The sequence below is a fragment of the Brevibacillus sp. BD137 genome (genome assembly GCF_041644655.1).
Lineage (GTDB): Bacteria > Bacillota > Bacilli > Brevibacillales > Brevibacillaceae > Brevibacillus > Brevibacillus brevis_D.
In genome coordinates this window covers 441,807-455,374 of record NZ_JAOTNO010000002.1, presented here as the reverse complement: position 1 = coordinate 455,374, position 13,568 = coordinate 441,807, and the positions used below count along the sequence as shown (strand labels likewise).

The following is a 13,568-nucleotide window of genomic DNA, read 5'->3' as shown; positions in this document are numbered from 1 at the left end:
GAAGTTGAGTTTGCAGTCTGACCTTAGGTTGGAGTCAAGCGAAAAAAATGAAAAAAAGAGTACGGCTGAAAACAAACGAATGTAAGCGTATGATCCATTTATTGGGTGGGGGGATTCGCATGACGAAGCTATTTCAGTTGAATTCGGAAGATGACATGGAGAAGGTAGGTCCCAGTCGCAGCAAATCGCACAAAAGGCGCTGCAAGAATACAACCGTACTATATCAATTGGCAGCGGATAAAATACTCACTGGTCTTTCCAAATTGGACAAGAATAGCAGCAACTATGGAATCATTCACGGCGATTTGCACCAAGGAAACATTGTTTTTCACAACGGAGATCCTCGCCCGATTGATTTTGGAAGATGTGGGTTTGGTTACTATCTTTATGATATCGCCCATACCATTTTAGGGTTATTTCCCGCATAAAGAGAGCTAGTTATGAAAGGCTACGAGAGTTTGCGGAAACTGGAAGGGGACTGGCTCTCCTAACTAGAGAGCTTCGCGGTGATGGTCATGATTGAAAATTATAGTCATCATGCTTCTGACCCCTGGGAAACCGAGGGACTAAAAAAAGAACAACCCTATGCAATACCTATGGTCAAAAACTACTTGAACGGTAAACCATTTTTTTCCTTCAAAGGCAGTGAAATAGCTGGAAAATGGTTGAGCTCAGCAAAAAGCCTCCGGAAGCTATTCGGGCTAAAATCAAACCACCATTTGAAATGTTTGCGGAGGTAATGGTGATTAGGCAATTTATACGATGTTGCCTGTTTATGCAAATGACTATAACGCAATATTTGTCATGCCGGAAATTTCGAGGAGTTTTTGTTCAGATATGAAGTTTGGATTTAGATATTTTAGCTATATTTCCGAAGAATTGCCAATCATATGCAAAAGTGTCTTTAACATATCTTCTGAAAGAGAAGATACGATCATTATTGGTGATTCAATGGGAGGATATGGAGCCTTGAAATGTGCATTGTCAAAACCAGAGCGATATGGTTATTGTTGTGCATTTTCATCACCATGCTTATTTTTGAAGGAGGATTTAGATGAGCATGAGATATTGGACTTAGCTAACAAGATCAAAGATCAGTCAGTCAGACCTGACATATATAACGCATGTGGAACGGAAGATTTTATGCGTGATATCAACGTAAGATTCTACAATGAAATGCGGAATCTTAACTTTACCATTGAGTATGAAGAATGGTCTGGCAATCATGACTGGTATTTTTTCAATGAAGCGTTACAAAAAGCATTAAAGAAAGTTTTGAAATAATTTGAAGTGCTATTCTCATCAAAATAGAAAAGCCATAAAGAGATTGTTTACATAACAAAATTATGGTAAACAATTTATCGAACACGCGAAAAACCTTTGTAAAGAAAAAGGCAGTGGTAGCACAGGACTTTTCCCGTCCGAAGCTACTCCTGCCTTTTTCGATTTATCCTTCCTGGCGCAAATGACAAGCGAGCTGTAATTTTAGCAAGTCTTCCGGATTTCGCAAATCGATATGAAGAAGCTCCTCGACTTTGCGCAAACGCTGATACAGCGTATTGACGTGTATGTGCAGCTCTTTGGCAGTCAGTTGAGGGGATTGACTGCATTTCATATACGTTATGATCGTGTGTTCCCATTCCTCATATTTTTCCGGGTCTTGCCAGAGGGGGGCAAAGACATCATGAATGAATGCATCAATATCGGCTTGACTCTGGTTCAGCATGAGGCGATTGACACCCAGGTCTTTATAGTGAACCACACCAGAACGGCTGCGGTTGGTCAGGTAGAGAGCGGCTTTCTTGGCTTCTTCGTAGCTTTTGCTGATTTGCTCAATCCCGCTTGCCATACTTCCCACGCCAATGGATAACGATGCTTCCTTGCCAAGTTCCCACTCATCGTACGCCTGTTGCAGCCTCTCCCGGATGTCCTTTCCATCTCGGGAGCCGAGAGTCCGGATGAGGAGGGTGACATGGTTGTGGAATCCGTAGACAAACATTTGTGTTTTGTTGAACGCCCATTTGCAACGGGTAATGAGTCGGTGAATGTTTGCTTCTAGCAATGCCAGGTCGTGGCACTGCGTCAGATGGGCATAGATCACGTAGTATTTTGCTTGTGGCTGTAACCCCATCGAATGGGCGCGGTCAAACAGTTCATTGCCTTTGCTTGCGATCAATTCTTGAAAAAGATCGTGTGCACGCTTGTACAGCACAGAGCTGATCGATTGCTTTTTCACCAAATCAAGGATGAGCACAGCGCTCCCTTGTTCGATCGTCATACGTGTGAGATCAGATAGCCCGCGTTCGTCTACGGGAAGCATGAGACATCCGAGAAAGATGCTTCCATTGATTAGTGGATACAGACAGAATCGTTGATCGTCACCAGAAGCGGGCGAGAACAGGTTGACGGAAACAGGCTGTCTTCTTTTGTTCAGCAATGTATACAGTTCATCCCAGCTAAAAAAACTCTTTTCAGGATACATTTTTTGCTCAAGCCAATCGGCAAAATAGATGGGATGTCCGGTCATTTTGCTGAGGGTTTTTACGATTGTTTCCGCGCCTTTATTTTGCAAGGACAACTGTTTGATGGACTCATGGATATGGTTGCGTTGAATCAAATCATCGTGCTTGGCTTGCAGTTGAGCACTAATGGTAGCCATACGCTCATACGCTTGTTTGACTTCAGCGTAGAGCTCGGCATTTTGCAGGGCGATGGAAGTTTGGTCTGCGAAGCCTTGGAGGAGGTTGAGGTCGTACTCGGTAAACACATTTTCTTGATGAAATTGATGCAGGACAACTACACCAATACGTTTTTCTCCTCGTGATATTGGAACACATAACAACCCATTCAAGTCACGCAATGCTTTTGCGTGGTTCAGAGAATGAAAGTTATCAGCAGAGATATCCGTCATTGCATGGGCTGTTTCTTGGCTGGTTTTGTACATACGTGGGATTCCGTCCTCGAACACTTTGCCCGCGATGGATTCGCCCACTCGCATTTTCACGTCTTTGAACACGGTATCATAAAAACCGACTGTCGCTTTCGGAATCAATCGGTCGATAGTGGGATCGTACAAGTGCAGGAGGCCTGCGTCTGCAGCCGGGATAACAGCCAGTGCATTACCAATGATTCCGGGGATGATTTGGTCAACGTCGAGAGTAGCAGATATCGAACGAATCCCTTCAAAAAGCTTCTTGCTTTCCTCCGCTTTGGCAGTCATTTTTTCTTCTGCCAACAACAGACGAATGCCGAACCACAATAGGTCCCATTGGTCAGTGGTTAGGACGACTGGTTGGTTTGCTTTATGTGCAAGGCAGATAACAGCTTGTCCTTCGTTTTCGTAGAAAAAACGGTACATTTGTTGGGAGGGAAGGGACTCATAGGTATAACGCTTATCGTTCGCATCGATACCACAGTGAGGTACAGTCATAGGGGGAATATTCGTGGTAGCGTTTTCGTGAAAGGAGGAGAAAACAAGCCGAAAATGTCGATCACGCGAAAATTGGAACCAGATGGAAGAAGGCTGATCACCAAACCATTCATGCAGCTTTTCAAGCAGGAGCGAAAAAGAATTCATCCACGTGTCCTCCATGTAGAGAAATACACATTCGTTTTTGGAAATAAGTGTCTGTATATACATTGTATTCATAATTTTCGCTAGATACAATACTCCTATATGAAGCGGAAGGTGGGAGACGATTTGACAGCAACTTACAATAACTACATCGCCGGAGCTTGGGTGACGAGCCATACTGGACAGGTTTTCCCTAGCACGAACCCTGCCAATACAAATGAGGTTCTCGGTTATTTTCAAAAATCGGACGGGCTAGATGCGCGTTCTGCCATTGAAGCTGCTGCCGATGCTTTTTGTGAATGGTCACAAAAATCGGCTCCCACACGTGGAGAATTCTTGTTCTCCCTCATTCACTTATTGGAAAAACATAAAGAAGAGCTCGCAGAAACGATCACCCGTGAAGTCGGGAAAACATTGCGGGAAGCGAGAGGTGAGGTTGCCAAGACAATCACTTCCATGAAGCAGTTGACCGGAGAAGCGACTCGCTTGACGGGTCAAACGGTGCCTTCCTTTGATGAACGGGTAGTGGGTTACACGGTACGAGAACCAATCGGGGTTTTCGCGATTATTGCTCCATGGAATTTTCCGCTGGGGATTGGCCTGTGGAAGATCGTTCCAGCCATCCTCGCAGGTAATACAGTGGTGTTCAAGCCAGCAAGCAACACCTCCTTGATTAGCGTAAAGCTGGTAGAGCTCCTGATTGAAAGTGGCGTTCCAAGTGGTGTTGTGAATTTGGTAACAGGACCAGGTGCAGTAATCGGGGATGAATTAGCGAATCATCCACTGGTCAAAGGGATTTCATTTACGGGTTCTTCTGAAGTAGGACTTGCCTTGGGGAGAGCAGTTGGAGCTAGAGGAGGGAAGATTCAGGCGGAGATGGGCGGGAAAAATCCGGCGATCATTCTCGCAGACGCCGATATTGACCTCGCTATCGATTCCATCGTACTGAGCGGATTCTTCGATAATGGCCAACGTTGTACGGGGACCAGTCGCGTATTGGTTGTTCCCGAAGTAGCCGAAGAAGTAAAAGCAAAACTGATCGAGCGGGCGAAGGGCTTGAAAATCGGGAATGGTTTCGATCCAGACAATCATAATGGTCCAGTAGTGGACGAGCATCAGCTCAATTTGTATCTCCATTATGTACAAAAGGGCATTGAAGAAGGCGGCGTACTGGAATGCGGAGGGAAGCGCCTGGTAGATGGTGATCTCGCCCAAGGCTATTTCGTCGCGCCGACGGTGTTTACCGGCATCACACAGGAGATGACGATTGCCAACGAAGAAATTTTTGGCCCTGTGATCGCCGTGATCGATGTCGATTCTTTCGAACATGCTATGCAAGTGGCTAACCAGGTGGAATTTGGCTTGTCCTCCACGATTTTTACGAACGATTTGCAAAAAGCTTTCCAGTTTGTCAAAGGGATTCAGTCAGGTGTCACGCATGTCAATATGCCATCGACTCATTTTGAATCACAGTTTCCGTTTGGCGGGAAAAAGATATCTGGATTGGGTCCGAGAGAGCAAGGGGAGTCAGCGCTCGATTTTTACGTCGAGACAAAAACGGTTTATATTCGGCCATAAGTATAGGGAAAGCAGGAGGAGCGAAGATGGAAGCGATTGGTGTAATCGGCATTGGTGCAATGGGAAAAGGAATGGTCTGCAATCTGTTGCAAAAAGGCTACCACGTGTATGCCTACGATCCAAGTCCGGCAGCAAAAGCCTGGGCAAAGGAAAAAGGAGCGACGGTCGTCGAGTCTCCACTGGCAGTGGGTAGCGTAGCACGTGTCGTTTTCACTTCGCTTCCAGGTCCTGCGATTGTTGAGGAAGTCATGCTGGGTGCGGACGGACTTTTCTTATCATTAGGAGCTGGCAGTTTCGTATTTGATACAAGTACGATCGATCCTGCAACAGCAAAACGTCTGAATCAGCAAGGCGTAGAAAAAGGGATCTACTATTATGATTGTCCGGTGAGTGGAGGACCTACGGGCTCTGCGGCCGGAACGTTGACCATTATGGTCGGCGGTGATGAGACAAAGCTTCCAGAAATCATGGACTATCTCAGGGCGATTGGAAAGGAAATTTTTTACTTGGGGGAATCCGGAGCTGCACAAGTGGCGAAGCTTTGTCACAACTCTGTCGTTGCAGTCATTACAGCAGCGTTGGGCGAGGCGTTCAGTGTCGGAGCAAAAGCTGGCGTTGATCCACACAAGCTGGCAGCCGTCATGGATAAAGGCTCTGCCGACAATCGTGTGCTCTCCGTTTTTGGGCCTAATATCTTGTACGGTACGTATGAAAATACGGTCTTCTCCTTGGATCATATGCACAAAGATTTGCAGCTCTATGCGCAAACCGCACGTGAACAGCAAGTGCCTGTTCTCGTTGGAGGAACGGTTGCACAAATGTATGAGGCAGCCAAAGCACAAGGCAAAGGCAGCTTGGATTCGAGTGCGGTCTGTACTGTGACGGAGGAGCTGGCTCATACAACGATTGCGCGTTAAGCGATACATATAAAAGAGAAAGGAGACTACAGCAAAGATTGCTTGTAGTCTCCTTTTTTGTAGGTTGCTATTCAATAAAAGTATGGATCACTATCTGCGATCAAAGGCAAGACTCGCAGCAAGACCTGTCAAGACACTTGCCATAAGCCAACGCTGCACCCGTAGCCATATGGGACGTGTACCAAACCACACAGCAACTCTGCTTGCTACAAGAACAATAAGCAGGTTAATCGTAAAGCTGACCACTATTTGTGTGAGACCTAAAGTAGCACTTTGCAGGAGCACCGATCCCCGCGCAGGATCTACAAACTGAGGTAAGAGTGACACATACAAAATAGCAATTTTGGGGTTCAGTAGATTTGTCATCAATCCCATTAGAAATAACTTTTTCGGAGGTTCAATAGAAAGAGTATCAGGCTTGAGAATGGAAGTCGCACCCGGTTTTACTGCATTCCAAGCGAGCCAAAGCAGGTAAACAGCTCCGACCCACTTGACTGATTCGTAAACGAACGGAACCGTTATGAAAAGAGCAGAGAGACCGAGCATAGTGGCGATCATGTAAATCACGAATCCAAGTATGACACCAAGAAGTGAGATGATTCCAGCTTTGCGACCTTGTGAAATGGTCCGGGAAATGAGGTAAATCATGTTAGGGCCAGGAGAACAAACCATACCGAGCGAAACAAATAGAAAGGCAATTAAAGTACCAAAACTCACCAATTTGCATGACCTCCTTTCGTGGTTCCTCAAAGTTAGAAACGATTATATATCTCACGTCCAGTTCTTGATAACATTTTTTCGTGAAGCAGCTTCTCATTTACTCACTCGCTTTATTCATTTGTGCATAAGACCGTTCAATTACATGTAAAGCTTCATCGTGCTTCACGACATTGTTGCCCAACGTCACAATGACGAACAATAGGATAAGACCGAGCAATACCTTTTTTACTTTCACATGGCGCAGATGCATGATGAACCTCGCGGCGAGCAGGAAAAAGGCGAAGAGGTAATGTCCGGCATACAAGTACAAATCGTATGTAAATGTGGCGAGTCCGAATCCTATTACAATGTGCAGCACGAAAGCAAACCCGATATAGGCGGCGAGCGACCAGGCTTCTTGTGTACGAATCCCTTTGATGAAACCGAGTATAGCCAGAGTGATCAGCGTCAAGCCGATGACATGCACATACCATGGATACGGCAGCGTGAGGTTCATAGCGAATGCGACCATCCCCTGTTTTGGATCGATGAGCGCAATGTCTGGGGTCAGTACAGGACTGATAACGAGCATATACAGAGCTTTCCAATGCTCGCAAAACGAGAACGGAGCCGTGTAGATGAATCCTCCGGTATGAATCGCTTTGTACCAAGTAGAAAACCAGAATTGACTGAACATGACATGCTGCAAAATCGTAAAGCTAATGATCAACAGGAGAAATACCAACGCAATCCGCACCAGCTTCGTAAAAACGCCATTCTTTTCTTTGTGAAACAGATTGACGGCCAAAACGCTCATAAATGGAATGATGTTCGTCGAGGTGACACCGAAGTTGACAAGGGCGAATGAAGCGTTGGGCCAAACAGCCAATTTCTTTTCCAAACGACTTTACTGCGTGTAAAGTACCGATAATAGAATGACGAACTGCGCGTACGGATAGGAATCGGGAATCATTGCCGTGAAAATTTGATAAGAGGCCGTCCCGAAAAATACGGCAAAAAGCAATGGGGTATAGAAGCTATTCCATCCCTTGCCTCTTTTTAATAAACTATCAACCTGCTAGCAGAATGACCGTGAGCTGTTCAAAGCAACCAGTCTACTTAAAGAGGAGCATATCAGTCATACAGTAGCCTTTTTTGCTTAACTATTCATACATAAGTTTTGTTAAATAATTTATTATTTATAGTACGGCTTCTTTGGATAATAAGGCGTGTACACCGTTAACGCCATTGACTAGTTGAGTAATACGCAAGTCAACAAGAAGGCTTGCCAAATTTAAAGCTTCTTTTCGCTCAAAACTATACAACTCCTGCATCCAATCAAGCATTCCCTCTAAGGCAATCATCGCTGCCTCATGTACATCTTCATGGAATCCAAAGGTAATTCTCTTAAGGGGAGTCTCTGCTCTTGGGAAAGATAAGCATTGATCAAGTACTGTGAAAGTTAAATCGACTAACTGCATTGGGCATTCGAGAGCTGGACTGGATACCTCTCCATCACCTTGAACAGCATGACCGTCACCCACTGAAAAAAGGCCACCTTCTACTGCTATGGGTAAGTATAAAATACTGCCAGGTACAAGTTCTTTACAATCAATATTCCCTCCACAGAACCTCGGAGGGTAAGTGGAGTGTATCCCTTCTTCATTTGGAGGCATGCCCATAATACCCATAAAGGGCTTGAGCTGTATTTTATGCCCTTTGTTACTAATCCCTAAATTGTTAGAAGCATCTAACTCCCACATCAAAACATACTCTGGTCCCTCGTGAAGACCCAATCTTTTGTTAATAATATTCGGGAATCCACCTCCGCTACTCCAGCCCCAATTACCGGTCTTAATATCGTTTATACGAATAGCCAAGGTTTTTCCTTCTTTTGCTCCATTAATGTAGATAGGTCCGATCAAGGCATGTCCGCTGTCTTGTGGATGTTCTCTTTCGCAGAATTTCTCTCTTACACCGTCTAATTGAAATGGACCAGTATTCCATCCGGCGTCAATAGTCTCAAAGCGAACGGTGTCACCCGAATTGATTGATACTATTGGAGTGAACTCCTTTGAAAAAGAACCGTGCAGAGTTGAACGATCTGGGTGAATAAAAAACTCTGCCATATAGACACCTCCTAATTTGTATCTCATAGTAATGTACAACAGGAAATGTGTGGAAACCCCTGGAGGTTGTGATTATTTTTCGAATTATTCAGCCAACGGGTTCTATAAATCAAAAAGTGGCAGCCAGGTACGTTTTATTCCTGACTACCACTCGAATTTAAACATATTAATACCAATAAAAAATGCCATACGAATATATCGTATGACACATTATATCATTCCCTAATAATATAGCTATCTATCAACCGAAAGCGTCACTCTAGTTTACAAGTAGTTCGTATTATATACGAACATAAGGGGAACTTGCAATTGAAAAAGTCCCAGCAAAATGCAAAGACTGTTTCAAAAATAACGTCTTTGATAACTTTCAATGATTACTAGTGATCTTACCCGCAGACTTATACTCTAACCGCAGTATTGATCCATAGTAGCCACTGGATTTAGGTAAGGTCTGTCAAGATTAAGCCCTGGGATTCACAGTGCAGCTGAGGATTCATTGCCAAAGCGGTCAGCCCCCGCTCCCAGAAGTGTGTTGCTACCTTTCCGCACGGTTACACTGTCCGGTAGGTATCCGCTATTCAGTTTGTTATCTAGAATTAACCACTAAACTGAGCTAACAATAGAAAAATTAGGATAGGATTACTAATGTGTCACATTTCGCTTGGGCAGGCACGGCTACATCGTCGTTCTCGAAGCGGGTGATAACGTCTGCGATCTAAGAAACGTCGGACTTAACCGTGAAGACGGAGGACTGCTGGGGAATTGTCCCGAGTACGTCGAACTCCTCGACGTCGGCGAAGGTCTTCAGTGACCCCAAAAATCTCGCAGAAGCCCGTTTGCTCCGACTTTGCGAGATTTTCCGAAAAAACTTGCTGTTACTTATGATACGGTTCTCCGCGCTTGATCTTAAACTAATTTGCCGAAAATAATAATGATCCCTCGAAAAGGGGTCTTGGTCTGGATCACGAACTTGATATATATAAGAAATTGTAATAGATTCCCTTTTTTAAGTTAGCAGGCAGCATTCCTAATATGAAGCATAATCACAGGGAGATTTCAAAGTAGGAGATGATACATTGAAAAAGATTAGCGAGGGTCGAACAGCCGAAGTATTTGCTCAAGATCAGGAGAAGATATTAAAGCTTTATAGGGACGGATTTCCAATGGAAGCGGTGAAATATGAATATGAAGTAAATCGGATTGTGGCCCTCCTTGAAATTCCTGCTCCAAGAGCATACGATTTAATTGACTTTGATCATAAGAAGGGTATTGTGTTTGAAAGGATTGAGGGCTCAACACTGCTTCGTATGGGTGTTCAGTTTCCTAACGAACTCGATTGCTTGACTAAAGAGTTTGCTGAACTACATTATCGCATACATAAATATGAACTTGATGTGGAACGAATTGGAGTATCATCCGTCCTTAATCAGAAAGAGGTCTTGGCTCGTAACGTTCAGAACGCTTCCCAACTATCTAACGAAGTGAAGCATGAGATCATTGAATATTTGAAAAATCTACCGGATGGAAACCGTCTATGCCATGGTGATTTTCATCCAGAAAATGTTATGATCGGTGAGCGTAACTGGGTAATAGATTGGATGACAGGGATGATCGGTAATCCTGCTGGTGATGTCGCTCGCACTTTGCTATTATTCCGTTTTGGTACGCTGCCTGATGAGGCTCCAAGTAGCGTTAAAGATGCACTTGAACTGATGAGGGATAAAATAAACGGAGTATACTTGGAACAATATCTTTCATATTCTGGTCTGCAGTTCAGTGACATTGATGAGTGGATGTTACCGATTGCAGCGGCTAGACTATCGGAATGGATTCCTAACGAAGAGAAAGCACTACTGTTAAACTTAATCGAAGAACGATTGAAGTAACGAAAAACAACGTTTTTTTGAGCGAGCATAAATGAAAGGGCCATCCCGCAAAAGGATGGCCCTAAAAATTGCCGTTACAGACAGCGCGGAGAACCGTATCACAAATTGAAGTTGTTATTTAACTCCCTCTAAATGATTAAGAATACTCACTCTAGCTCATGAATTCGTAGAACGGGTATCGTTAGTTCAATCAAAAAGCGGCAGTCTAGGACTTTATCTTCTGGGTCTGAACTGCACCCTGTCAAGTAGACAGTACAAATAATAAAAATTTAGGCGGCCTTGGTCCTGAACTCCATCGTACTGAGGCCGGTTAGTTTTGCTTGTAATCGTTCGTTATTGTAAAAGTGGATATAGGCCTCAATATCTCTCTCAAGTTCCTCAAAAGTATGGTACGTGTGCAAATAGTACTTCTCACATTTGAGGGTCCCCCAAAAAGATTCCATTGGGCCGTTATCGATACATCGTCCCACACGGGACATGCTCTGGATTATGTTGTTGTCATCCAAAAGTTTCTTAAAGCCCAAGGAGGTGTATTGGTAGCCTCGGTCGCTATGAAGCATGGGGCTGCTTCCTGGTGCTACCTGCAAGGCCCGCTTCAACGTCTGGAATACAAGTGGATTGTTATTGGAACGCCCTAATACATAGGCGACGATGAATTTATCATGAAGGTCGAGAATAGCGCTTAAATACGCTTTCTGGCCGTTACCGTACTTGATCACGCTGTTGACAGCTACAATCAGTGGGTCTAGCATGAATGAACATGTCCGATGAGATTGAAAGGAGTGAACGACTTGCAAGAACTATCCTCCATAGAACTGATCCAATACCTGCAAGAAAAGGAGTCGGTCGCTCTTTTTGTTTATACACCGATGTGCGGGACCTGCAAGCTCGCAGCACGTATGCTCGGCATCATACAGGAAGCATTGCCTGCCGTTCCTTTGTATCAGCTTAACGTTAATACGACGCCTGCATTGGCAGAACAATGGCAAGTGACCAGCGTACCCGCCTTGCTTATTTTTCAACGAAACGAATTGGTAGCACGGCATTATGCCATCCAGTCCGTTGGATTTTTATACGATGTATTGAAACCTTTGGCCTAGACATACACCTATTCCCTTCGCCATGAATATGACAAAGAGAGAAGAAATGCGAAGGAGGAGGCGTATGCAAATCCACGTGGTGGAAGAAGGACAAACCTTAGCAAGCATCGCCGAGACGTACGGCACAACGCCGGAAGCGATCGATAAGGCGAATGAATTACCAGATCCCAACAAACTGGCAATCGGACAGGCGATGGTGATCCCGATTGTAGGAAGCTACTATTGGGTCAAACAAGGAGATACGTTGTATACCATCGGTCAGCGTAACCATATCAGCGCAGCAGAGCTTGCTCGGGTCAATGGGATTTCTCCCTATAAACCGCTACAAGTTGGGCAAAAGCTATATATCCCGCCTCGGCCTAGACGAGCGGCTGATTTCAATGCGTATGTGGAGCCGCGCCGCACTGTCCCACCCGCGATGGAAGCGGATGTTCGGAGGGCTGCCCCTCATCTTACGTATTTGGCACCGTTCAGCTTTCGCATCAAACGGGATGGAACCCTCCAACGACCAAATCTAAGTAATTTTCCAGCGATCGCAAAAGAAAACCAAGTCCTCCTGATGATGGTCGTGACGAATTTGGAAAAAGGTCAGTTCAGTACGGAATTGGGCGCACTCATCCTGAACGATCAAGAACTCCAGAACAAATTGTTGGATAATATTCTCGCGACCGCCCATGAGCTGGGAATGGGGGATATCCATTTTGATCTGGAAGCCTTGCCTACAACAGGTGCAGAAGCGTACGCGAACTTCTTGCGAAAAGCAAGGGGACGTATACATGCGGCGGGTTTGATGATGTCTGTTGCGCTGGCACCGAAGACGAGTGCCGTGCAAGCAGGCAAATGGTATTCCGCCCATGATTACAAGGCGATAGGAGCGCTTGCCGATTTTGTCGTGATTATGACGTATGAATGGGGCTATAGTGGTGGTCCTCCCATGGCAGTTTCTCCGATTGGACCGGTACGGCGCGTCTTGCAATACGCCATTACCGAAATGCCAGCTGATAAAATTTTGATGGGCCAAAATCTGTACGGATACGACTGGACCTTACCTTACGAGCGAGGAACGACAGCGAAAGCACTGAGTCCGCAAGCGGCAATTGCTCTGGCTGCGCGGCATAATGCCGTCATTCGATATGATTATCGCGCGCAGGCTCCATTTTTTACGTACACCGATGATCAAGGCAAGCAACATCGGGTATGGTTTGAGGATGCGCGGTCGATTCAAGCAAAGTTCAATCTGGTTAAACAGCTCGGTTTAAGAGGCGTCAGCTACTGGAAACTCGGTTTGCCATTTCCGCAAAATTGGTTGTTGATCGAGGAGAACTTTCGTGTCCGTAAACGTGCATAGTCATCTGGCGTACATTCCAACGCGGGTTGTACGCCTTTTTTTTGAATGAAAAATCATGGTATGATGAAGATGACAGGAAGGAAAAGGGGAGAAATCATGGGAGAATGCAAATTGGATCACAGCCATGAGGATGTACTCAAAAAACTGGCAGAACAAGCTCCACATTTATCAGAGTTACGTGTGAGTCAATTCAAAAATCAGTTGGATGGCGAACTCAGCCAAGAGCGTCTAAATAAGCTGTTTCATTTATTGAAAAAGTATGACCTGGCAAGCCCCGAGGAGCGCCAAGAGCGCGAAAAACAAATGGATCACTTGTTTGGCTAAGCTTTATACATAC

Annotated in this window: 12 protein-coding genes and 1 pseudogene; 8 read left to right on the top strand and 5 right to left on the bottom strand. The window is 45.0% G+C overall.

Annotated features, from left to right (window positions below; translation table 11 throughout):
* Positions 1-119: 119 nt before the first annotated feature.
* Both ODZ53_RS05450 and ODZ53_RS05445 read left to right on the top strand, forming a co-directional pair.
* Positions 120-428, top strand: coding sequence for a phosphotransferase (locus ODZ53_RS05450; RefSeq protein ID WP_372676238.1), 309 nt, complete (start codon positions 120-122; stop codon positions 426-428).
* Positions 429-837: 409 nt separating this feature from the next.
* A complete protein-coding gene (locus ODZ53_RS05445; RefSeq protein ID WP_372676237.1) occupies positions 838-1,284 on the top strand; it encodes an alpha/beta hydrolase in 447 nt (148 codons plus the stop codon).
* A 163-nt stretch (positions 1,285-1,447) separates the two neighbouring features.
* Here ODZ53_RS05445 and ODZ53_RS05440 read toward each other — a convergent pair whose 3' ends face one another.
* Positions 1,448-3,577, bottom strand: coding sequence for a helix-turn-helix domain-containing protein (locus ODZ53_RS05440; RefSeq protein WP_372676236.1), 2,130 nt, complete (start codon positions 3,575-3,577; stop codon positions 1,448-1,450).
* A 99-nt stretch (positions 3,578-3,676) separates the two neighbouring features.
* Here ODZ53_RS05440 and ODZ53_RS05435 point away from each other — a divergent pair, with 99 nt between their 5' ends.
* Positions 3,677-5,152 carry an aldehyde dehydrogenase family protein gene (locus ODZ53_RS05435; protein WP_372676235.1) on the top strand — a complete coding sequence of 492 codons (1,476 nt, stop codon included), beginning with the start codon at positions 3,677-3,679 and terminating at the stop codon, positions 5,150-5,152.
* 26 nt (positions 5,153-5,178) lie between these two features.
* Positions 5,179-6,069, top strand: a complete 891-nt coding sequence (locus ODZ53_RS05430; RefSeq protein ID WP_372676234.1) for an NAD(P)-dependent oxidoreductase — start codon at positions 5,179-5,181, stop codon at positions 6,067-6,069.
* A gap of 90 nt (positions 6,070-6,159) precedes the next feature.
* Here the strand turns inward: ODZ53_RS05430 and ODZ53_RS05425 are convergent, their stop codons facing one another.
* The 3 genes from ODZ53_RS05425 to ODZ53_RS05415 form a co-directional block, all read right to left on the bottom strand.
* Entirely contained in the window at positions 6,160-6,789 is a 630-nt protein-coding gene (locus ODZ53_RS05425) for a LysE family translocator (RefSeq protein ID WP_372676233.1), read from the bottom strand.
* Between the two features lie 97 nt (positions 6,790-6,886).
* Entirely contained in the window at positions 6,887-7,669 is a 783-nt protein-coding gene (locus ODZ53_RS05420) for a DUF6080 domain-containing protein (protein WP_372676232.1), read from the bottom strand.
* 298 nt (positions 7,670-7,967) lie between these two features.
* A complete protein-coding gene (locus ODZ53_RS05415; protein ID WP_372676231.1) occupies positions 7,968-8,897 on the bottom strand; it encodes an acetamidase/formamidase family protein in 930 nt (309 codons plus the stop codon).
* A gap of 1,076 nt (positions 8,898-9,973) precedes the next feature.
* On the opposite strand from ODZ53_RS05415, the gene ODZ53_RS05410 reads away from it, so the two are divergent.
* Positions 9,974-10,783, top strand: coding sequence for a phosphotransferase family protein (locus ODZ53_RS05410; protein ID WP_372676230.1), 810 nt, complete (start codon positions 9,974-9,976; stop codon positions 10,781-10,783).
* Positions 10,784-11,052: 269 nt separating this feature from the next.
* On the opposite strand, the pseudogene ODZ53_RS05405 reads toward ODZ53_RS05410, so the two are convergent.
* Positions 11,053-11,496, bottom strand: a pseudogene (locus ODZ53_RS05405) (IS3 family transposase); the annotation flags it as partial.
* A gap of 78 nt (positions 11,497-11,574) precedes the next feature.
* On the opposite strand from ODZ53_RS05405, the gene ODZ53_RS05400 reads away from it, so the two are divergent.
* From ODZ53_RS05400 to ODZ53_RS05390, 3 genes are all read left to right on the top strand, one after another.
* Positions 11,575-11,883, top strand: a complete 309-nt coding sequence (locus ODZ53_RS05400; protein WP_372676229.1) for a thioredoxin family protein — start codon at positions 11,575-11,577, stop codon at positions 11,881-11,883.
* 64 nt (positions 11,884-11,947) lie between these two features.
* Positions 11,948-13,231: a glycoside hydrolase family 18 protein gene (locus tag ODZ53_RS05395; protein ID WP_372676228.1), complete on the top strand. Its 1,284-nt coding sequence runs from the start codon at positions 11,948-11,950 to the stop codon at positions 13,229-13,231.
* A 96-nt stretch (positions 13,232-13,327) separates the two neighbouring features.
* The gene (locus tag ODZ53_RS05390) at positions 13,328-13,555 is read left to right on the top strand and encodes a hypothetical protein (protein WP_372676227.1); all 228 of its coding nucleotides are present in this window, start codon (positions 13,328-13,330) and stop codon (positions 13,553-13,555) included.
* Positions 13,556-13,568 lie beyond the last annotated feature (13 nt).